This is a genomic window from Acinetobacter sp. ANC 3903, assembly GCF_002135315.1.
Taxonomy (GTDB): Bacteria; Pseudomonadota; Gammaproteobacteria; order Pseudomonadales; family Moraxellaceae; genus Acinetobacter.
The window spans coordinates 33825-54991 of the sequence record NZ_NEGA01000014.1 but is presented as its reverse complement, the minus strand read 5'-3'; the positions used below and the strand labels follow the sequence as shown (position 1 = coordinate 54991).

Annotated in this window: 19 protein-coding genes and 1 pseudogene; 13 read left to right on the top strand and 7 right to left on the bottom strand. The window is 43.3% G+C overall.

Translation table 11 applies throughout. The annotated features are described in order from the left end of the window. Positions 1-103 precede the first annotated feature (103 nt). Together B9T29_RS11755 and B9T29_RS11750 are read right to left on the bottom strand one after the other, a co-directional pair. Positions 104-331, bottom strand: a complete 228-nt coding sequence (locus B9T29_RS11755; protein WP_086176148.1) for a hypothetical protein — start codon at positions 329-331, stop codon at positions 104-106. Between the two features lie 261 nt (positions 332-592). Beyond that, a pseudogene (locus B9T29_RS11750) lies at positions 593-736 on the bottom strand (cryptochrome/photolyase family protein); the annotation flags it as partial. A 383-nt stretch (positions 737-1119) separates the two neighbouring features. On the opposite strand from B9T29_RS11750, the gene nudC reads away from it, so the two are divergent. After that, a complete protein-coding gene (gene nudC, locus B9T29_RS11745; protein WP_171264044.1) occupies positions 1120-1893 on the top strand; it encodes an NAD(+) diphosphatase in 774 nt (257 codons plus the stop codon). Positions 1894-2222: 329 nt separating this feature from the next. Here the strand turns inward: nudC and B9T29_RS11740 are convergent. Continuing rightward, a protein-coding gene (locus B9T29_RS11740; protein WP_143223888.1) for an IS3 family transposase occupies positions 2223-3382 on the bottom strand; the annotation gives its coding sequence in 2 pieces (ribosomal slippage) (positions 2223-3145 and positions 3145-3382; 1161 coding nt in all). A gap of 270 nt (positions 3383-3652) precedes the next feature. Further along, the gene (locus B9T29_RS11735; protein WP_086176104.1) at positions 3653-3880 is read right to left on the bottom strand and encodes a hypothetical protein; all 228 of its coding nucleotides are present in this window, start codon (positions 3878-3880) and stop codon (positions 3653-3655) included. Between the two features lie 365 nt (positions 3881-4245). Here B9T29_RS11735 and B9T29_RS11730 point away from each other — a divergent pair, with 365 nt between their 5' ends. The 10 genes from B9T29_RS11730 to B9T29_RS11680 all read left to right on the top strand — a co-directional run bounded on the left by B9T29_RS11730 (position 4246) and on the right by B9T29_RS11680 (position 14489). Continuing rightward, the gene (locus B9T29_RS11730) at positions 4246-4512 is read left to right on the top strand and encodes a DUF1778 domain-containing protein (protein ID WP_086176103.1); all 267 of its coding nucleotides are present in this window, start codon (positions 4246-4248) and stop codon (positions 4510-4512) included. Next, positions 4502-4993: a GNAT family N-acetyltransferase gene (locus B9T29_RS11725; protein WP_086176102.1), complete on the top strand. Its 492-nt coding sequence runs from the start codon at positions 4502-4504 to the stop codon at positions 4991-4993. The genes B9T29_RS11730 and B9T29_RS11725 overlap by 11 nt, the downstream gene beginning before the upstream one ends. A gap of 1308 nt (positions 4994-6301) precedes the next feature. Beyond that, positions 6302-6850, top strand: coding sequence for a lipocalin family protein (locus tag B9T29_RS11715; protein WP_086176100.1), 549 nt, complete (start codon positions 6302-6304; stop codon positions 6848-6850). 138 nt (positions 6851-6988) lie between these two features. After that, positions 6989-7975, top strand: coding sequence for an acyl-CoA desaturase (locus tag B9T29_RS11710; protein WP_086176099.1), 987 nt, complete (start codon positions 6989-6991; stop codon positions 7973-7975). Then, complete coding sequence (locus B9T29_RS11705; RefSeq protein WP_086176098.1) at positions 7972-9255, top strand: NAD(P)/FAD-dependent oxidoreductase; 1284 nt, start codon at positions 7972-7974, stop codon at positions 9253-9255. Before B9T29_RS11710 ends, B9T29_RS11705 begins: the two co-directional genes overlap by 4 nt. 9 nt (positions 9256-9264) lie before the next feature. After that, positions 9265-10059 carry a DUF1365 domain-containing protein gene (locus tag B9T29_RS11700; RefSeq protein WP_086176097.1) on the top strand — a complete coding sequence of 265 codons (795 nt, stop codon included), beginning with the start codon at positions 9265-9267 and terminating at the stop codon, positions 10057-10059. Then, a complete protein-coding gene (locus B9T29_RS11695; protein ID WP_086176096.1) occupies positions 10056-11252 on the top strand; it encodes an SAM-dependent methyltransferase in 1197 nt (398 codons plus the stop codon). The genes B9T29_RS11700 and B9T29_RS11695 overlap by 4 nt, the downstream gene beginning before the upstream one ends. Before the next feature lie 25 nt (positions 11253-11277). Further along, positions 11278-12057 (top strand): DUF1295 domain-containing protein, encoded by a 780-nt coding sequence (locus B9T29_RS11690; protein ID WP_086176095.1) that lies wholly within the window; start codon positions 11278-11280, stop codon positions 12055-12057. Positions 12058-12065: 8 nt separating this feature from the next. Then, on the top strand, positions 12066-13115 hold the full coding sequence (locus B9T29_RS11685) for an SAM-dependent methyltransferase (RefSeq protein WP_086176094.1): 1050 nt from the start codon (positions 12066-12068) through the stop codon (positions 13113-13115). Positions 13116-13154: 39 nt separating this feature from the next. After that, the gene (locus tag B9T29_RS11680; protein ID WP_086176093.1) at positions 13155-14489 is read left to right on the top strand and encodes a sensor histidine kinase; all 1335 of its coding nucleotides are present in this window, start codon (positions 13155-13157) and stop codon (positions 14487-14489) included. Positions 14490-14494: 5 nt separating this feature from the next. On the opposite strand, the gene B9T29_RS11675 is transcribed toward B9T29_RS11680, so the two are convergent. The 3 genes from B9T29_RS11675 to B9T29_RS11665 are packed head-to-tail and all read right to left on the bottom strand — an operon-like array spanning position 14495 to position 16244. Further along, positions 14495-15181: a response regulator transcription factor gene (locus B9T29_RS11675; protein ID WP_086176092.1), complete on the bottom strand. Its 687-nt coding sequence runs from the start codon at positions 15179-15181 to the stop codon at positions 14495-14497. 11 nt (positions 15182-15192) lie between these two features. Beyond that, complete coding sequence (locus B9T29_RS11670) at positions 15193-15693, bottom strand: chalcone isomerase family protein (RefSeq protein ID WP_086176091.1); 501 nt, start codon at positions 15691-15693, stop codon at positions 15193-15195. Next, entirely contained in the window at positions 15669-16244 is a 576-nt protein-coding gene (locus B9T29_RS11665; RefSeq protein WP_086176146.1) for a nuclear transport factor 2 family protein, read from the bottom strand. The genes B9T29_RS11670 and B9T29_RS11665 overlap by 25 nt, the downstream gene beginning before the upstream one ends. A 396-nt stretch (positions 16245-16640) precedes the next feature. On the opposite strand from B9T29_RS11665, the gene B9T29_RS11660 reads away from it, so the two are divergent. Together B9T29_RS11660 and B9T29_RS11655 are read left to right on the top strand one after the other, a co-directional pair. Then, positions 16641-17528, top strand: a complete 888-nt coding sequence (locus B9T29_RS11660; protein WP_171264043.1) for a diguanylate cyclase — start codon at positions 16641-16643, stop codon at positions 17526-17528. Positions 17529-17897: 369 nt separating this feature from the next. Continuing rightward, positions 17898-20855 (top strand): EAL domain-containing protein, encoded by a 2958-nt coding sequence (locus B9T29_RS11655; RefSeq protein WP_228146596.1) that lies wholly within the window; start codon positions 17898-17900, stop codon positions 20853-20855. The last annotated feature ends 312 nt before the right edge of the window (positions 20856-21167 follow it).

Here is a 21167-nt window from a genome sequence, read left to right as displayed (position 1 = left end):
TTTTTTATTTTTTGAAATAAAAAATGATCAGTAAAACTAGAACAATCACAAGTATAAAAGCAATAACCATTCTTTCCATAGCTTTTAGTTCTCCATGTGAGATCTATTCAAAGTGAAGTTGATATTCATCTGTAGTTATTTTTAGCTTTAAACCTTTATATTCTCTTTTAGTAGAGCTAAGAGCGGATTCTGTAACTTCTGTATAAAATTTTGAGTCATTCATGAGTTCATGAAATAACTTATACCCAATTAATAATTTATTAGATTGTTTATTTTCTTTGAGATTTTCATCTATTAACCGATCTAAATCTTTTACAGAAAAAATATGCATATTATCCTCTAGAATATCTTTCTGAGAGAATACCATACAGGCTTAGCAAGAGGATTTAAAGCTTTATTAGATAATTGATATTTAACAAATTATTAGAAAAATAATATATTAGATTGATCTATCTAAAGTTAAGGTTTTCTAAAATTAATACAATACGAATTATCCGAAATCAGCGAATTGAAACGTACCGGGTTTGTCAGAGACAAGCTTTTTTAAGAATCTCATCATGAGCAGCTATTACAACAAAAGTTGATGTAATTAGGCTCTCTTCTGCGGATGATGGGCGACATAAGTGGCTTCCTCAACAACTTCGGCCAGCAGGATCACATCCCGGGTACGGTCCAGTGCTTTGAGCGTAGCAAGCTGATGATGAAGCTGGTCACCCAGAATTAAACCGAAACGCATAGCCATTCCAGACCCGATGAAAGATAGCGCAGTGTAAAGCCAGACAGTTCAATTTTTTGTGAAAATAAAAATCAGCCCGCATGTTGTATCAATTCAACTCGACCAAATGATCCTCTGGCATTGCACAGAAATCATGATTGCTGCAATAACAGACTGTTCATCTCTATAATGCTAAAGCCAGTTGATAAAACTCGCTTCGCATTATTCCTTAATGCATAGATGGTGTGAAAATTATGTGATTTTAATCAAAAAGATACAAATTATTATAGTTGTAATTCAGGCAGCTTGTGCCTAGTATCTGGGTAGAAGTTACTCCATGTAAGCTTCCTTAGTTTTGTCCCATACACCCCTCTGTATGGGATTTTTTTTAATCAGGGGATCGTATGAGCATGCATTCAAAAGCGTATATTTTTAGACAGCAGCAATTACTGGTGGATGACCATTTTCAGTTGCCGCAGGTAGAAAGACTGCAGCACGACCTGAACCTGTCGGAAAATGGCGAGATCATTGCCCGTGATCTAAAAGAAGATGAAGCAGTGCCGGAAGGTTATCAGCTGGTTCCGATCAGACAACTGGTGCAAGTCTGGAGCAGACCGCAGTTTGAACAGGCCAGCCGTGCGGTACAGTTACTGGAATGGCGCCGTAATCACCGCTTTTGCAGTAAATGCGGTCACGCCACCCAGCAACACGCCAGCCAGTATGCCATGGTCTGTCCATCCTGTGGCTATAACCAGTATCCGCGGGTGAATCCCTGTGTCATTACCATCATTACCCGGGGTACAGATGAAATTCTGCTGGGAAAAAATGCCCGCAACAAAACCCAGATGTACAGCCTGATTGCAGGCTTTGTTGAAGTCGGGGAAACCTTGGAAGAGGCAGTACGCCGTGAAACACTGGAAGAAGTGGGGCTGCAGATCAAAAATATTCAATATCTGGCCAGTCAGCCGTGGCCGTTTCCCAGCAACCTGATGATGGCATTCAAGGCGGAATATCACGCAGGGGAAATTCAGATCCAGGAAGATGAACTCAGCGATGCGCAGTTTTTCAAATTTGATCAGTTACCCGAAATTCCGTTCAAGGGCAGTATCGCTTATGCCATGATTCAGCATGTGATGCATGGAACGCCTGTTGCAGATGACAGCAAAGAATGGCTTTGAAATTTTGAAATAGAGAGATCTGAATAATTCTTTTTTGCTGAACAAGAAAGATAAAAAATTGATGCTGGATTGAAAGTAAAACTGAATTTTCTATATTGGCCAAGCAGCTTGCCCATTCAGACACGCTATTTTGAAATAAAGTGTGCTAAACATTTGGCTGAATAATTTTTTAGTGGAAAGTAATTCGATAGATAATTTGCAGTCTCTATTTGATATAACCCTATGAAGAGACCTAATTCCAAGTAGGGTTGGAATGACTTAAATAATCTTGAAAATTTTTCCGCTAGAAGTACTTTGGAAAAACATTTCAAAGCTGGGGCGAATTGATCCTAGACACTATCGTGGATAGTACTTCCCTCTAAATTCTTAAAATATTTCTGTTCAAAAGCCTCTGGGCTTAACCAATCATTGGCAGAATGTCTTCTGATTCGATTGTAGTAAACTTCAATATATTCAAACAAGACCGAATTTGCCTCTTTTCTCGTAGAAAATACACTGTCATGTACTACATGTCCTTTCAGCGTATGGAAAAAGCTCTCAGTAACTGCATTATCCCAACAGTTGCCTCTACGAGACATACTTTGGATTGCCCTGTTAGTGAGTAATGCAAATCTAAAATCACGACTACAGTACTGCGAGCCTTGATCCGAATGGATCATCATGCCTATTGGATAGCCTTGACGAGCAAGAGCATAGTTAAATGCGTCACATACCAATTGACGATCTATCCGTGTACTTGTCTGCCAACCCACAATACGTCGGCTAAACAGGTCTAACATCACGCATAAATATAACCAACCTTCTTTAGTTCGAATATACGTAATATCAGTCGTCCAGACCTTATTAGGTTCAGTCACTGTAAATTGTCGATCCAACAAATTCGGTGCTGTTGGCAAGCGATGATTTGAATCAGTCGTATGCTTGTATTTTCGCGCTATTTTACTGCCTAAACCTAGCTTTTTAAGCATCCGACCAACAGTACGCTCACTCATGCTATAACCAAGATCATGCATATCATGAACAAGGGATGGAGCACCTAAACGAGCATGATGCTGCCAATACATCGCTTTTAAATCATCGTACTGCTTTGTGATTCGTATCTGACGTTTTTTCCATGTATAAAAGCCTGAAGTGCTGACACCAAAGTATTTGCATAACGTAGTGACTTTAACCTGTTTCATTGCAAAATCTTTGATTACCGTGTACTTCTCTTGCCTTGATCGGTGAGGAAGTACACATGCACTTTTTTTAGTATGTCATTTGCCTCTTTGAGCTGTTTGACTTCTTTTTCTAGATCTATGATCCTCTGTTGCTCAGGGGTGAGTTGACGTTTACTTGAACCATCTGGATTAGCCATACGAATCCATTTATCTAATGTCGAATATCCGACACCAAGTTTTACAGCAATTGATGCTAATGATTCATGTGAGTTCACAAGTGCATAATCGATTGCTTGCTGTTTAAATTCTGGACTAAAGCGTTTAGCCATTTGTACATCTCCAAAGTTAACATTACGTTATCTGTAGAGGGACTATGTGTCCATTATTTTGTCTAGGATCAAATATCTTCACCATCTACGGTAATATATTTGACATGGGAACAAGACTGGCTAGCACTAAAATGGCGCTCAACCGTAGCCTGAATAGAATATTTGATACCGAATTGGTCTTTTACATTTAGATTTTGTTTAAACATTAGTTTACCTTTAATAAGATTATGCTAGAGCGGCTATTCAATTAATTAAGCAATATATTATTTTTTAAATAACTTTTTGATTTAGCTTAAATAATTTATTTAAAGATGTATAAAATGTACGACCATCTAAATTTAAATCTACCTCAATTCCAGATTCCAGCAGAACTCTTTTACCCACTTCAATTTCTTTAAAACCTTGACGTGTATTCTGTATTTTATTTAAGGGAATTAAAGAAACGATAATTTCAGTACCATTTTTAGATTTTGCAATTAATTCATTAACTTTTAACAATTTTTATCCTATTTTTATGATTTTTTCCAATATGGAAGAACAACTTTTTCTTTAAAATTAAAAAGAGAATCTATAAAACACGAAAAATAGCCCGTGCAGATGAGCTTTTACCGCGGATTACAAATCACTCCTAGTAATTTATGCTTTTGAATACACTGATTTTTGCATACGAGTAACGTAGTCGAATCAATCTATAAATAACTTGCGTATTCTTATTCAAACCCTCCCACTCATTTTGGTTCATAGTAAGCCACTAATTTTCTATTCAAATATTTCAAAACAGAATATGCAAATTTGAATCTTGAAGCACTACCTTAATCTGCTATAATTTGTACATCAAACTGATGTACTTATTGGTGAAAAATATGGCTAACTTAGCAACAGAACGAATCAATGTTCGTTCAACAGTAGATGCAAAAAATGTGATTGAACAAGCTGCGAATTTATTGGGTCTCAGTGTGAGTTCCTTTATGATCCAATCCTCATTTGAACGAGCGAAAGAATTACTTAAATCTAATCATGAGTTAAAAGTGAATAATGCTGATCGTGATATGTTAATGAACATGCTTGAAAACCCACGCCCTGCAAATGATGAGATGAAAAATTTAATGAGTTTATTGGATGAAAATTGAGGTTTTACAAGCCCATCATCAGAAAAAAAAATTTAATTGTGGCCAAGATGATTTAAATAAATTCATAAAACAATACGCATCGCAACATCAGAAATCAGGAACAAGTAAAACGTATGTAGCTATTGATTACGATGATACACAGGTGAAAGGATTTTATTGTCTATCGAGTACTTCTATAGGATTCGATGTAGTTGATGATGTTCTTACTAAACGATTACCTCGTTATCCATTACCTTGTGTGGTTGTAGGTCGCTTTGCCGTTGATCAAACAACTCAGGGGCGAGGAATTGGAAAAGTACTTTTAGCACATGCTCTTAAACAAGTTTCAAAAGTTGCTCAAATTATTGGTGTTAATTTTGTTGTCATACATGCAAAGGATCAAAAAGCGATGGAGTTTTATCAGCGTTTTGGCTTTATTTCATTAACATCAAATCCATTAACATTAATATATCCAGTGAGTGAAATACCTAATTTTAATTAAAGTGGTCTACTAGCAACAGGAGTGACTGGTAGATTACGAACAAGAATAGGTGACAGACTTATTCAGCAATTTGCAATAACTGCTCTGACAATTTTTCATCAAGGCAAAGTATGCTGTGCCAATCGATGAGCTCTGATGAGATAACTTATCCTCTGGCAACGGGGTAAATCTCTAAAGAGTTGACTGTGATGGTATTTTAATGAAAAGAAAAATGCTTTGAAATTATTGGAATGAGAGCATTTATACCAAATGGCGATGAACACGATTTCTGAAACTTTCAATTGAGAAGACTGCATTCTCAAACGCTTGTTACTGTGTTTTAAAAATTGCCAATAGGTTGTTTCTAATTTCTGAAAAAATCATCAATCATGCAGAAGAAATATGTAAAATCGAACAAGCGGGCTGAAGGCATAGGTTGTATGGTAGCTCCCTAATGGTTTCAGCCACCTTTCTTTCAAGTTAATTTCTTATTAGAGATTCGGGTTAAATTATAATATGTTAATTTTAGATGATCTAAAAATCCGCAAGATCAAATTTTTATTTTTATAATTTTTCAATAATCGCTTAATATTTAATTCTTAAACGAAAGACAACCCCTTGTTGACTATTCTGTGCATTTGCTTCCCCGACTGATAAAACTTCTCTTGTAACAGGCGGTACTGCGGATGTTTATGATCAAACCACAGAAATATCCAAGAAAATGCCAGTCAATTTCTTAACTGACTGGCATTACATCTTATAATTTATAATGAATTTTTCAGCGATTAGATCACTAATTTTATCAATTCATATAAATACACCAATCAATGGAATTGATTTAATTCATTATCTGTTGCACACATAACAGATGCCAAGATCGGAATACCCACAATAATGGGGAATGAAAGGATCCATACGTCCGTTGTTACTTGACTTGAAAAGAAAAACTGGTTGACAAGAGCAGCCAAAATTAATAATGAAACTAAAATACTAGTGAATCGAATTACAAATTTAATAGGCATTTGCCTGCTCCTAGGTGATTTTAGCTGTTGTTATAAAGTATATACCTTATCTGACTGTCCTTAAATCCATAAATAGGTGTCCACTTCATTTTAAGTGAACACTATCGTGATGTTGATCAGATAAAAAAGTCGGGCTCAGCGGACGCCTACAGTTTTACACTCCATTTGATAGAATTATTGTACGGACAATGAGATTAATCCAGCTTAAATTATTCAATCACAAATACTGAATTTCACCATTTTATCTTCACGCTTTGTTCACACCCACCTAGGTTATCTTAAGCCTGAAATACAACAAGGCTAAAAAATGAAGATGCTATTCAAGTCTGTTTTTGCAGCGACAGCACTGGCCATCATCAGCTTAAGTACAACGACCCGAGCAGAAAGTGCTGCCCCTCAGGCAGTCGATCAGGTGGATATCCAGCGCTATGCAGGAAAGTGGTATGAAATTGCGCATTTACCAATGTATTTTCAACGTAAGTGTGTCTCGAATATCACGGCGCAATATAGCCTCAATATCGATCAAAGCATGCGTGTCTTGAATAGTTGCCAGATTGCCAATGGTGAGATGATCAGCTCTGAAGGTGTTGCCTATCCGCAAAATCAGGGTAACAGCAAACTGAAGGTCAGTTTTTTGCCACAAGGATTAAGGTGGATTCCGTTTACTAAAGGTCATTACTGGGTATTACGCGTAGACCCGGAATATAAAGTGGCACTGGTCGGCGGACCAAGTAACAAATACCTGTGGATTTTATCGCGTGAAACGCAACTGGATGAAGTCACCTATCAATCCTATCTGGAAACTGCAAAACATTATGGTTATGACGTGACAAAACTGATCAAATTGCCGCATTAATCTGTTACCCTTTTGCCGAACTGACCACTCTCTCTACACAGTTCGGCTTTTTTTATTTCACTTCACATAAAATTCATATCTGACTGATTAGACTCATCAAATAGAATAAAGACAATCGCTTGAAAATAGGATGAGTCCATGTTGAAAAGTCTGATGCGATGGATAGACAGCTGGTCTACACCCACAACTCCCGAAACACTGACGGCTGAAAACAGCAAGATTCAGTGGCTGAGGATTTTGCCCTTTATTCTGTTACATCTAGCCTGTCTCGCCGTGTTCTGGGTGGGAGTGTCGTGGTTTGCGATTGGCTTTATGTTGCTGTTCTACCTGATCCGGATGTTTTCCATCACCGCTTTTTTCCATCGCTATCTGTCACACAAAACTTTTCAGACCTCGCGTCCGGTACAGTTCCTCTTCATATTGCTCGGCACGATGAGTGCACAGCGTGGCCCGCTATGGTGGGCAGCGCATCACCGTTATCACCACCGCTATACTGATACGCTACAAGATCCGCATTCCTCCACGCATGGTTTTTGGTACAGCCATGTCGGCTGGTTTCTGAATGAATATAACTTTGCCACACGTCAAGAAGTGATCAAGGACTGGCTGAAATATCCGGAACTGATTTGGCTGGATCGTTTCAGTTTAATTGTGGTGCTGCTGACTGCGGGCGGGATTTATGCGCTAGGCGAATGGCTGGCCATGGCTTTACCGCAACTCGGCACTTCCGGCCTGCAATTGCTGGTCTGGGGATTTGTGGTCTCTACCGTGTTACTGATCCATGCCACTTTGTGTATCAATTCACTGGCGCATCATTACGGCAGCCGTGATTTTGACACTGAAGATCAAAGCCGCAACAACTTATTCCTGTCTATCATTACCCTAGGCGAAGGCTGGCACAACAATCACCATTATTATGCAGGCAGCACACGGCAAGGCTTTTACTGGTGGCAGATTGATGTCACCTATTACCTACTGAAACTCATGTCCTGGCTCGGGCTGGTCTGGGGACTCAAGCCAATTCCAGCACGGGTCTATGAAGCCAGTAAAATTGCTCAGCTCAGAAAACAGAAAAAATCCGCTACGGCAGGCACTCACACGATTCAATCGAAGGAATCACCATGAAAATTGCGATTATTGGTTCAGGTATTTCCGGTCTGTATGCCGCCTGGAAACTCAGCAAAGTGCATGAGGTCACGGTCTTTGAAAAGAATAACTACTTTGGCGGCCATACCGATACCCATCAGCTGAATATAGATGGTGAACAGGTCGCAGTAGACAGTGGCTTTATTGTGTTTAATGAACACAACTATCCGCTGTTCTGTGCAATGCTGAAAGAACTCGGGATTCTATCGCAAAGCAGTGACATGGGCTTTTCGGTGAATAATCAGGTCACCGGTTTGCAGTACAATCCTTCAAAAAAATTCTCGCTGCTGTTGCGGCCGAAAAACTTCCTCAATGCTGATTTTCGCGCGATGTTGTCGGATCTGTTCCGCTTCTATGCGGCCAATAAAGACCTAGATGTGGAACAGGTTGATGCACAGCTCAGTATTGATGAGTATCTGAATCGGCATGGCTACTCAGAAGCCTTCCGTCAGGAACATCTCTACCCGATGTGCGGGGCGCTGTGGTCCTGTCCGGTGGAGCAAGCCGGACAGATTCCGTATAAATTTGTGGTGAGCTTTTTCCAGCATCATCGCATGTTGCAGCTAAAAGACCGGCCCTTATGGCTCACGGTCAAGGGCGGATCAGCTCGCTACGTCCGTGCCATTCAGGCCCAGGCCAATATTAGCTTCCGCAAGATCGGTGTTTTGCATGTCTCGCGTAGTGCCAATGATGTGCTGATTGAAACTCAACAAGGCAGTGAACGTTTTGACTGGGTGATTTTTGCCAGCCACGCCGATGACAGCCTGAAACTGCTGAAAGACCCGTCAGTGCAGGAACTGGACGTACTGGGTAAGTTCCGCTATCAGGATAACCGCATGGTGGTGCATTCCGATACCCGTATTATGCCCAAATCCCGTCGCCAGTGGGCCAGCTGGCATGTGCATGTCACGCCGAGTCAGGCCACCGAACAGACCCCGTTCCAGCACAGCGGCATGCACTATGGCTTCAGTTACTGGATGAACCAGCTGCAGAACCTGAACTGTAAAACCCAGGTATTTGCCACCCTGAATCCTAATTTTGCCCTGGATCCGAAAAAAGTCTGGGTAGAACGGCATTACCGCCATCCGGTGTTTGATGCGCCTGCGATTGAAGCCCAACAACGCTGGACCGAAGTCAATGCCCAGAACCGCACCTCATACTGTGGCGCCTACTGGGGCTGGGGCTTTCACGAAGATGGGGCGCGCAGCGCAGCCTGGGTGGTCGATCAGCTATTGCAGCAGACTGAGCAGGTGGCCTAGGAGCACATGATGCAGATCTATCCATTGGCGATCGCTGCTGCCGAAATTCGGCATCGCCGTTATTTGCCCAAAGTCCATGCTTTTGAAACCCAGCTGACCTATCTATGGTTTGATCCGGATCAACTCTCGACCTTTACCCGAAAATCCTGGCTGTGGTCATCTAGGCGCTGGAATTTCCTGACCCTGGATGAGCGTGACTTTCTGACCATGGAATGTGGCTCGATTCGGCAAAAGGTCGCACGCCTGCTAATCAAGCGGGAAAACTATCTGTTACCGCATGCCGCTTCCATCCGGGTACTGGCCCTACCGCGCACATTGGGCTTTCGTTTTAATTCTGTGGTGTTTTATCTGGTCTTTGATGCCACCGACCAGTTGCTCTTTGTGCTGAGTGAAATTACCAATACGCCGTGGAATGAACGTCAGGTTTACATTCACGACTGCCGGAACAATGCAGCTGAACATGTGCCGTACCAGAGTCACCAGTTTGATTTTAAAAAGGCTTTTCATGTATCGCCGTTCATGCCGATGGCACTGGATTACCGCTGGCGCTTCAGCTTCTCTGATCAGCAGAACGTAATTCATATGCAGCTGTTTGAGCAGGGCGTACTGCAATTTGATGCCACCTTGAAATTTTCCCTGCAGGCCATCACAGTTCCTTCACAGCAGCATCGTTATGCTGTGCTGAAAGTTCTTGAACCCTTCAAGATGGTCAGCGGAATTTATCTGCATGCCTTTCGTTTATGGAAAAAGAAAATTCCGTTTTACCGGCATCCTAAAAAAGAAAAAGGAAACACATTGCGATGAAGACACTGTTCATGGGAGAGCAAAGCACACTGCCGGTGGTATTACGCCATTTGCTGAAATTGCAGCATGGTCAGCTGATTTTTAAAGGCGTCTGGAACGGGGCCGTCGGGGAAAACAGTGATCTGCAGGCGGTGATTCAGGTGCATGATCCCCGTCTGATGGAACTGTTGTTCCGTAATGGCGTACTGGGAGCCGCAGAGGGTTTTATCCGCGGTTACTGGAGCAGTGAAGATCTGGTGGATGTGATCCGCATTTTGGCACGTAACCGAGATGTACTGGACCGGATGAACCAGAATGCAGTGGCTAAGGCCAGCCAGTTGCTGTTAAAGGCCTGGTACAAATCGCGCAGGAATTCGATTGATGGCAGCCGCAAAAATATTGCCGAGCATTATGACCTGAGCAATGACTTTTTCAAGCTGTTCCTGGATTGCAGCATGATGTATTCCAGTGCGGTGTTTAAAGAGTCCGGTATGAGTCTGGAACAGGCTTCGGATTATAAAAAAGAGCTGATCTGCCAGAAACTCAAGCTGAAACCGATGGATCATTTAGTCGAAATTGGCAGTGGCTGGGGTGGTTTTGCCATTTATGCCGCGCAGCAGTATGGCTGTAAAGTCACCACCATCACCATTTCCAAGGCACAGTATGATGAAGCCGTGGCCCGGATCGCCGCAGCCGGACTGTCACATCGCGTTACTGTCCAGCTGAAAGATTACCGTTTACTGGAAGGCAAATACGACAAGCTGGTGTCGATTGAAATGATCGAGGCCGTCGGTGAACAGTATCTGCCGACCTATTTCCGTAAATGCCGTGAGCTGCTGAAACCGAATGGTCTGGCCCTGGTTCAGGCCATCACCATTGAAGATGCCCGCTATGCCAAAGCCCTGAATACCGTTGACTATATCAAGCGCTATATTTTCCCGGGCAGTTTTATTCCCTGTATCAGTGTGATGACTCAAGCAGCTTCCGAGCAAAAACTGCGTCTCAAGCATCTGGAAGATATCGGCCAGAGTTATGCACAAACCTTGCACTGCTGGCGCCAGCGCTTTCTGGAGCAACGTGATCAGGTTCTGCAACTCGGCTTTGATGAGCGCTTTATCCGGATGTGGGATTTTTATCTGTGTTATTGCGAAGGTGGCTTCCACGAAGGCGTGATCAGTGATGTGCATCTGCTGTTCGAAGCCAGCGCTTATTAAGCCGAGATAAAACAGGAAGGCTGACATGCTGCTGAATTTACTGGTGCTGAATGTCTTTATCATGTTCTGTAGCTGGCTGCTGGTGACCTATAACCAGCGTGCCGGACTGGTCGATGTGGCGTGGAGCTTTAGTATTGCACTCAACGTGATCATCGCGGCCTGGGTGATGGAAACTGCACCGCTGCTGGTTCGGGTATTTCTGGGCATATTTAGCGGCATCTGGTTTTTACGCCTGACCTGGCATCTTCTGCGCCGTTATGCCAATGAAACTGCAGAAGATACCCGTTATGCCAATATGCGCCGGGCCATGGGCGATTATCAGCATCTCGGTTTTCTGGCCTTTTTTATGTTTCAGGCCGGTCTGGTGGTGCTGTTTTCCTATCCGATGCTTGAGCTGCTGAGCATTCCAGTCCAGGAGTGGAATGACTGGACACAACTCACGGTGCTCTTGGCAGCCCTGATTATGCTGCTAGCCCTAATGGGGGAAAGCACGGCTGACCAGCAGCTCTACCGTTTCAAGCTCGATCCGCAAAACCAGGGCAAAACCCTGGATCGGGGACTGTGGAAATATTCACGCCATCCAAACTATTTCTTTGAATGGCTGCACTGGTTTGCCTATCCAATCCTCGGTCTGGCGGCAGGTGTTTATGAATTATGGCTGTATCCGCTGTTGATGTGGCTGTTTCTGTACTACATCACCGGGATTCCCTTTAGTGAACAACAGGCGCTGACACATCGCGGCAACAACTATAAAGACTATCAACGACGAACTTCAATGTTTATTCCTTGGCCACCCAAAGAGTAGGTAAATACATGGACTTTATGATTCAACAATCTTTAAAACTGATCGAAAGCGGCAAACTGCCCGATCCGGTGATTCGGGCCGGTATTCGCAGCTTAAGTAAAAAACGTCTGGCACAGGAAGGTCGCTTCGACCCCGCACTGGCGGCACAGCGCTATATGGATGTGCTGCATATGCTGAAAAACAGCGAGATTGCCATCGAGACCGACAAAGCCAATGAGCAGCACTATGAACTGCCCACCGCATTTTTCCAGGCAGTACTGGGCAAGCGTCTGAAATACAGCGCCAGCCTGTTTGAACAGGCACATACCTCACTGGATCAGGCGGAAGAAGCAGCACTGGCCAGCTATTGCCAGCGTGCACAGCTGCAGGATGGACAGGATATTCTGGAAATAGGCTGTGGCTGGGGTTCTTTCAGTTTGTACATGGCCGAGCATTATCCCAAAGCCCGCATTACCGTGGTATCGAATTCCTCGACCCAGCGTCAGTATATTCAGGAACAGGCCCGTCTGAAAAAACTGGAAAACCTGACGGTGATGACCTGCGACGTCAATGTACTGCAACTGGAAGCCGCTTCTTTCGACCGTGTGGTTTCGGTGGAAATGTTTGAACATGTACGTAATTACCAGAAACTGTTTGAAAATATCAGCACCTGGCTCAAAACGGATGGCTTGCTGTGGTGCCATATTTTCTGTCACCGTTTCCTGCATTATCCGTTTGAAGTCAAAAATGAATTTGACTGGATGTCGCGTTATTTTTTTAGTGGCGGTCTGATGCCGGCCGCCTCAACCTTTCTGCATTTCCAGCAGCATTTACAGCTGGAGCAGCACTGGCAATGGGCCGGCACGCAGTATGAACGCACCGCAAATGCCTGGCTGGAAAACATGGACCGTAAACAGACCAAGCTACAGCCCTTGTTTGAACAGACCTATGGCTCAGATGCGGCAATCTGGTGGCAACGCTGGCGGATTTTCTTTATGGCCTGTGCCGAGCTGTTCGGTTATGACCATGGACGTGAGTGGGTGATTGGCCACTTTCTGTTTAAAAAGAAAGCCGTATAATTGAACGGAGAATCGGATGGACCAGCGGGGAATGTATCAATGTTAAGGCTGTTTAGGGACAAGCGCGATCATCCTCTGGGTGAGGTGTTTAACCGCTACTACTGGCTGCAAATTGGATTCATTGCCCTGTCCGTGGTGATCGGGATTGCCTGTAGTGCTTGGGTAATCAAGGGTTCTTTGCTCAGAACCGCGCTGGAACAGGAAATGTCACACTACTGGCAGCGGCTGGAACGCAATCCTGCCGCAGAATTGCCGGATACCAAAAACCTGTATGGATACCGCTGGAACGATGTGCCCCCCGCCCAGTTTCAGCACATGCAGCTTGAGCAAGGGGTGACCCGGCATTTTGTCGATGGCAAGAAACGCATGACCGTTTATGGCGAAAAAGACGGACAGCATGTGCTGCTGGTGTTTGGCGAAAGCAACGTCAACAAGCTGGTCTGGCTGTTTGGTCTGGCGCCGCTAATGGTCAGCCTGTTTGTACTTTATAGTGTGCTGTGGTGGTGGAATCGCCGTGCCCGGCGCTATTTTTCACCGATTACCCGTCTGGCGAATGCACTGGAGCAGATTGACTGGGAACATCAGAAAAATCAGGTTTCACCGTTTCAGAACATCCGAACCGACTCTAATCTGGAAGCGGAATATCTCAAGCAGGCGCTGGAAAAATATCATCAAGTCTTAAACGAGTTTATTCAGCGCGAACGCGAGTTTACCGGGGATGTCAGTCATGAACTGCGTACGCCGTTGACCATTCTAAAAGGCAATGTGCAGCTGTGTCAGGCACGTTATGGCGACAACAAATCCTTCACCCGTCTGCACAACACCATTGAAGATATGCAGCTATTGGTTGACACTTTGCTAGCCATTGCACGCAATACCACCAATACATTAACCGCGGAACCGAGCATGCTGTCGCAGTTATTGGAAAATCTGGTTCAGGATCTGGACAGTGTTAGCCATAACAAAGGCATGCAAATTGATCTGCAAAAAGATCTCGATGAACAGCCGCGTAAGCTCTATCCATCCATGACCAAAATGGTGTTTGGCAATATTCTGCGCAATGCACTGAACTATTCGCAAGGCACCGAAATTGATGTCATTCTGCAAAAAAATAAAGTATTGATCGCTGATAATGGGGTTGGCATTCCTTTGCCGAATAATTCCAAGGTTCAGGAACTTTCCGGACAGCAGTTGCAACTGGAAATCAAAGGGCATGGCATTGGACTGCAACTGGTACAGAAGCTATGCAAGCAGCTGGGCTGGCGGGTGGAGCTGTTTGACCGGCAGTATTATCTCAGCACCCATCAAGATGTTGATCTGGCGATGACGACCGGACTAATTGTAGTGGTGTATTTAAACGAAGTTTCCGCTTGAAAAGCTTAAGTGTCTAAAGCGATCTTTAAACCCACACCAGATATGGTATGAATCAACTTCTGCTCAAAAGGCTTGTCGACCATTTTACGCAGATTATAGATATGGCTGCGCAGGGCATCGCTTTCCGGTTCTTCATCACCCCAAAGCTCCATCATAATTTCCTGTTTGGTTAGTACCTTGGGTGAATGGCGCATCAGCAGTTTCAGTAGCTTGAACTGAATTGGAGGCAGCTCAATGGTCTGACCAGCCCGGGTCAGCTGCTGTCTGGCCGGATCCAGAACCAGATCGTAAATTTGCAGACGGCTACTGGAGACTTCACCCAGTGAACGCTTGATCAGGGCTTTGACCCGCACTACCAGCTCGTTAAAATCAAAGGGCTTGACCAGGTAATCATCCGTGCCCGAATTAAAGCCTTTGAGTTTATCATCCAGTGTATCCCGAGCGGTCAGCATCAGTACTGGCAAGTCCTGACCTTCTTCATGACGCAGCCATTCACACAGTTCATAACCGGAACCATCAGGCAGGTTAATATCCAAAAGCAAGATATGATAGCGCTGCTGTTTCAATAACTGGCGCGCAGCATTCAGATTACGGGCATGATCCACCACAAAATCGTGTTCTTCCAGAAACTCGCATAAGGTAGAAGCCAGTTCGTAATGATCTTCGACCATGAGGATAAAATGTTTGGACATAGCTGCGGATACTAATTTAATAATTGCTGTTTCAATTTAGCACTAAATGGCTGAGGACCTAGCCAGATATTAAAATATTGTTGTGCCAGCGGATGCTGAAGATGGCCCAGTACCTGCTGATTCAGCACCAAGGTCAGGGTTTGAGTCTCGGATTTATAGCTTAAGCGATACAGATCACCTGATTTTACCGGCTTATAAAGCTGAGTGATTCTATCTAGTACTGTCAGATGCTTAGACTCTCGCTCATTCCGTTTCAGAAAATGAGAGGCTGCGCGCTTGAAAGCCCATTCCGGAATATCCTGTGTATATGAAAAATCAATCTGCATATTCTGGCCTTTCCATGGTTTTGTACAGTTCTGGGCATAATACCGGGCAACGCCAACCTGTTTCTGAGCCACCAGCAGTGGACCACTACCACATTGATTCAAGCTTTGTGCCTGCGTCCATGGACTGAAGCTACATCCCATCAGTAACGCCGTGCTGATGGCTATTTTTTGAAAGGCAGTAGCCATGAATAGGCTCCTCCGACATAAGGCAAGGAACGGTACAGGCCATTGGCCGGGTCCCAGAAATCCTGCTGGAAAATAATCTTATTGTCCTCGTTAACCTTGATTTCACTGATGCCAAAAGAGTCCATACTGCGGGTCGTGCCGAACATTTTAAAATCATAGGCCATATGCCAGTGCACATAGGCAGAGTCCTGATGATAAGAGGTATTTAACAGCTTGACACTGACGTTACTGACCCGTTTGTTCATGCCCTGAAAATGCTGGACCAGATTTTGCCGGGATGAAAACTGCGACAGGGTATCGTTAATAAACAGCGGATCGGCATACAGCGAGCCAGCTCGTTCTACAAAAGCCGGTGTGCCCAAAGTATTAAATGCTGAGGTAAAACGGGTGCCAATATCCAGCGCTTTGGCCTGATCCAGGGCTACCCCCTGAACAGCGCTTCTGGATTTTGCATAATCGTTTGAATAACTGGGAATACTTTGACATCCGGCCAAAGATAGCAGCGGTAAGGACAAGGCTGCTGCTATTATTTTCTTAACATGTTTCATCATCACTGTCCGTCTTAAATTCATGTATTTACCCTAGATAAAGAGTCGTGAACAGAATGTGAAGAGTAAAGCTGTTCCCAAGGTTAGGATCGGAAGATTCCAAGCTTTGCTTTTAAGAAAGAGAGGGCTTAAAAATATTCATCATAGCGCATGATGAAAGAGAGCCCAAAATGGCACTGTACGTTCTGCTATCGGCGGGCTGAGTCGATTTATTCAGCCCGGATTTATACTTTTTCACATCGCTCTTATCTTAAATTCAACTTAATAAAACACCACAAATCAAGTAAAATAAAAGTTAGATCAATACTTTATCGGGTGCTTGCCGAGATGAAGTTTTAAATGCTGGAAATGACCGGTTGTTCAACCTATTCAATATGCTTATTTGAGATACTCTTTTCTATGGATCAATTACATCACACTAAAAAATCTCAAAATGCAGCACTGATCGAGATAGATGAGGGCATTCGGCTACATATCGCTTGGGCGCAAAAAGTATTTCAGTATCTGGTTTTAAAAACACCTGCCGAGCCACAATTTTCCGCGAAAGAGAGTCATTTATTGTGTCATTTTGGCAAATGGTTTCAATCAAACCACACTAAATTTGAAAAAATCAATCCTGATAAAACCCGGGAACTGGAGCAGGTGCATTATCTTGTGCATCATCATTTGCATAATATATTTTCCAAGCTCAGTGACAATCAGTGCATAGAGGCAGCTTTAGTCAGTCAATATCAAAAAAGTCAGAATGATCTGCTGGAACTGCTGATTTATTTTAGAACCCATTTGATTACCCAGGCATTGCAGTATGACCCGTTAACCGGTTTGGCCTTAAGATATGGAATGGAGAATCAATTCAGTACCTTGCGTCAGAGTACTGAAAAAAACCAGAAAATATTGGCGGTCGGTTTACTGGATTTGGATCATTTTAAAGCGGTCAATGATCAATATGGACATCAGGCGGGTGATGAAGTTCTTGCCCATACGGCACAGATACTGCGTGATTCTCTTCGAGATACGGACAACATTTTTCGCTTTGGTGGCGAGGAATTTTTAATCTTTCTAGAAGTGGACAATGCCGATTCACTGCATGAGATTATCGACAGAATTTTTCAGTCACTGCATAGCAATCCGACCCGACTAAAAAGTGGTGAAGTGATCTATATCACCGCCACGGTCGGTATTATCCACGTCGGGCCTGATGAAAGCATGGAAAAAGCCATTGCAAGAGCAGACCAGGCGATGTATTCAGGAAAGCAGCAGGGACGAGACCGGGCAGTCTTTGCATGACGAAATATTTTGTAGGTTGCTGGTCTGCTGGGTGGCTCATTGAGAGATATAGCTAAGTGACATCAGGCGGGCTTTCAAGAGATAAAATCCCCCCCTTTTTATCTCTTGAACTTATTGAACATGGCGAAAATTCATCCACTGATGGTTATTGAAACAAAATTGCTCGGAATTATAAAAAATGTGTTTTTTGATTTAAGCAAGAGAGCCAATATTATTGTGTGTTAGATTATGGTAATTTTTGAATGATTTTTAATCTATTCAGTTAGCCCCAAAAGATTATATTTTGGGGTACTGCATTGGGATCACAGGGGGAATATGCCAATCAAAAACAAATCGATTTTTATCCTTCTTGTCCTTACTGTAGTGATCATGAATATTTTTATGATCAGCTTATTGGCCTATACCTTGCACACTGCACGTGAGCACGCAGAAGCTGAAGCTCGGACTGGTGTAGAAAATTTAACATCACTGCTTGAAAAAAGCGTGAGCAGCAGTTCACAAGAAATCGATTTGTCTTTGTATACCTTACAAACCTATATAGAAAAAGAATTAGATAATAAAAAACAAATAGATAATAAAGATATCAATCTGTTTATTCTGAAAGAAAAAGATTGGATCGGTTCTGTTACACAAATACACATTACCAATGCAAAAGGTCAAGTCCAATTCGCTGATCATGATATTGGCGCTCAAACATCCAATTACGCAAACTATAGTTTTTTTAAACAGGCCCAACAGAAAAATACGGATCAGCTGTTTGTTACTAAACTGATTAAATATCCCAATGGTCAAGGCTGGGTTCATCTATTTGCACGACGCTACAATCAGGCTGATGGAACTTTTGCAGGCATGATTGTCGCTGCATTACCTGCCAGCTACTTTAATCATCTGATTGCCGAACTGGATGTAGGTTCCAAAGGCGTGGTGCTGGTACAAGACCTGGATCTGCGAATTATTGCACGCAATCCCATGCTCAAAACAGCGAATGGCCAGGTCGGTTTTGTGGCGGGACCACCGGAACTGTTTCAGCTGGTTCACTCCGGGGCACAGTCTGGCACCATTTATACACGACAAACCACCGATCATGTTCCACGTATAGGGAGCTTTCGTAGACTCAGCAGCATGCCTATTTTTGTCGTTGTTGCCTTCGGTGAAAAAGACTATCTGGCCCAATGGTATGAGGACCTGATCAAAGCCGTTTTGCTGGGCTTGCTTTTCCTTGCAGTGACCACGATTGCTGCCTGGTTACTCTGGCAGCAAATCCAGGCGAACCTATTGGCCAATCGTCGTAGCAGGATGCTGTTGCGTAATGCACAAGATGGTATCCATGTCATAGATTGCCAAGGCAGGCTTCTTGAAGGCAGTGATTCCTTTTTTCGTATGATCGGCAGCACTCCACAAGCAGCCTTGGGCAAAACACTGTGTTACTGGGATAACGGCTATAATAAAACAGAGCTACAAGATCTGATAAAAACTGGGATTTCTACTCCTGAAGGGATTCGCTTCGAAACTTATTATCAGAACGCTCAAGGTGAGCGTTATCCAGTAGAAATCAGTTCGGTCCTGGTGCATCTGGATAATGATGATGTATTTTTTTGCTCGGCACGGGATATTACTGCACGTAAAAAAGCAGAAGAAAACCAGCGTATCGCTGCAACTGCATTTGACTCCCAGGTGGGGATGCTGATTACAGACCCGAATATGCTTATTTTACGGACCAATCGTGCTTTAACCGAAATTACCGGTTATAGCGAACAAGAGTTGATGGGTCATACGCCTAAAATCCTGCAATCCGGCATGCATGACAAAAACTTCTATGCCCGCATGTGGGAACATATTCACACAACCGGATCCTGGCAAGGGGAAATCTGGAATAAGCGCAGAAATGGTGAATTGTATCCACAGCATATCTTGATTGCCGCTGTACGTGATGAGAATGGCCAAACCACGCATTATGTGGCGTCTATTAGCGACATTTCTGCCTATAAAGCTTCAGAAGAACAAGTACGCCTGTTGGCATCCTATGACTCTTTGACCAAATTACCCAACCGTAGCCTGTTTTTGCAACATCTTGAACAAAGCATGAGAGAGGCAGAAAATAAAAAACAGCTCGGCGTGATTTTGTGCATTGATCTGGATAATTTTAAAGCTTTAAACGATACCGAAGGTCATGAAACTGGAGATCGCTTATTACAGCAAGTTGCCACTCGCCTGTTAGATTGTGTAGAAAATAATCACATGGTTGCTCGACTCGGTAGTGATGAATTTGTGGTGTTGCTTGATCAACTTGGAGCATCTGAAACGGAGACGATTCAACAAGCGGAAAAGACGGCAAAACGTATTTTACAGGCACTGGCTCAACCCTACTTTTTTGCAGACTCAGAATATCGTAGTTCTGCCAGTATCGGGATCAGCCTGTTGGGGCTAAAAGCGTATGAAAATGTGCAGGATCCGATTAAACGCGCAGATATGGCACTGTCTGAAGCAAAAAATTATGGCCGGAATAACTATCGCTTCTTTGATCTGCTGATTCAATCTCAGGTTCAGGAACGTGCTGAAATTGATGCCGGATTACGTCAAGCCCTAGAAAAAAATCAGCTGGTGCTATTTTACCAGCCTCAAGTCAATGGTGCACAACAGGTGACTGGCGTAGAAGCCTTGTTACGTTGGCAGCATCCAGTCAAAGGGATGATTTCACCTGCCCGTTTTATTCCCGTTGCAGAAGAAAATGGTTTTATTATTCCACTGGGCCATTGGGTATTAGAAAGTGCCTGTCGGCAATTGAGTGACTGGGCCAAGTATCCGCAAACTGCTCAGCTCAGCATGGCTGTAAATGTCAGCGCCAGCCAATTTGCCCGTGATGAATTTGTTCAAGACGTGCTCGACATTCTGGAACGTACCCAGGCGCCTGCACATTTACTCAAGCTTGAACTGACCGAAAGTGCTTTAGTGATGCGGTTAGAAGACATTATTGAAAAAATGACGATTCTTAAACGTTATGGGATCATGTTCTCTCTCGATGATTTTGGTACAGGCTATTCTTCTCTCACTTATTTACAACAAATTCCAATTGATCAATTAAAAATCGATCAAGGTTTTGTTCGTAATATTGTGATCAGTGCCAATGATGCCGAAATTACCAAAATGATTATTGTCTTGGCAAAAACTTTGGGTATTTCTGTACTGGCTGAAGGGGTAGAAACCGCAGCTCAACGCGAGGTATTGGAAAAACAGGGGTGTTACCATTATCAGGGCTATCTGTTTGGCAAACCGATGCCTATTGATGAGCTTAAGCAGTATCTATTGTCTCAGCAAACCCAGCATTAAAATTAAATAGGATAATCATGGCAGTCCAGTAGTAAAATTCTAAAAAATAGTTAGTCATTGCAACTTTGGAGAAACCGGACATTTCCACTTGGGGCTTACATGAAAAATTGAGTATATATTATTAATTTTTATGTGTTTTTTTAAATGAAAAGCCTAGACCTGATCTCGGTTTTTCATTTCCTCAAATGCTCTTTCTTGGTTCAAAATCATATGTTTGATTGGTTGATCAGTTAACTGAGCAATATCTAAAAGATTACAAACCATTTGTCGTCCTAGTTGCTCACGTTGAGCGGCTTCAATAATTTCTTGCAG

Bases quoted from the DNA above. Each gene is read 5' to 3' on its own strand.
- B9T29_RS11730 (WP_086176103.1), top strand. From the start codon at position 4,246: ATGGCTAACTTAGCAACAGAACGAATCAATGTTCGTTCAACAGTAGAT.
- nudC (WP_171264044.1), top strand. From the start codon at position 1,120: ATGAGCATGCATTCAAAAGCGTATATTTTTAGACAGCAGCAATTACTG.
- B9T29_RS11755 (WP_086176148.1), bottom strand. From the start codon at position 331: ATGCATATTTTTTCTGTAAAAGATTTAGATCGGTTAATAGATGAAAAT.
- B9T29_RS11680 (WP_086176093.1), top strand. From the start codon at position 13,155: ATGTTAAGGCTGTTTAGGGACAAGCGCGATCATCCTCTGGGTGAGGTG.
- B9T29_RS11705 (WP_086176098.1), top strand. From the start codon at position 7,972: ATGAAAATTGCGATTATTGGTTCAGGTATTTCCGGTCTGTATGCCGCC.
- B9T29_RS11665 (WP_086176146.1), bottom strand. From the start codon at position 16,244: ATGATGAAACATGTTAAGAAAATAATAGCAGCAGCCTTGTCCTTACCG.
- B9T29_RS11695 (WP_086176096.1), top strand. From the start codon at position 10,056: ATGAAGACACTGTTCATGGGAGAGCAAAGCACACTGCCGGTGGTATTA.
- B9T29_RS11690 (WP_086176095.1), top strand. From the start codon at position 11,278: ATGCTGCTGAATTTACTGGTGCTGAATGTCTTTATCATGTTCTGTAGC.
- B9T29_RS11700 (WP_086176097.1), top strand. From the start codon at position 9,265: ATGCAGATCTATCCATTGGCGATCGCTGCTGCCGAAATTCGGCATCGC.
- B9T29_RS11670 (WP_086176091.1), bottom strand. From the start codon at position 15,693: ATGGCTACTGCCTTTCAAAAAATAGCCATCAGCACGGCGTTACTGATG.
- B9T29_RS11715 (WP_086176100.1), top strand. From the start codon at position 6,302: ATGAAGATGCTATTCAAGTCTGTTTTTGCAGCGACAGCACTGGCCATC.
- B9T29_RS11655 (WP_228146596.1), top strand. From the start codon at position 17,898: ATGAATATTTTTATGATCAGCTTATTGGCCTATACCTTGCACACTGCA.
- B9T29_RS11660 (WP_171264043.1), top strand. From the start codon at position 16,641: ATGGATCAATTACATCACACTAAAAAATCTCAAAATGCAGCACTGATC.
- B9T29_RS11685 (WP_086176094.1), top strand. From the start codon at position 12,066: ATGGACTTTATGATTCAACAATCTTTAAAACTGATCGAAAGCGGCAAA.
- B9T29_RS11675 (WP_086176092.1), bottom strand. From the start codon at position 15,181: ATGTCCAAACATTTTATCCTCATGGTCGAAGATCATTACGAACTGGCT.
- B9T29_RS11710 (WP_086176099.1), top strand. From the start codon at position 6,989: ATGTTGAAAAGTCTGATGCGATGGATAGACAGCTGGTCTACACCCACA.
- B9T29_RS11725 (WP_086176102.1), top strand. From the start codon at position 4,502: ATGAAAATTGAGGTTTTACAAGCCCATCATCAGAAAAAAAAATTTAAT.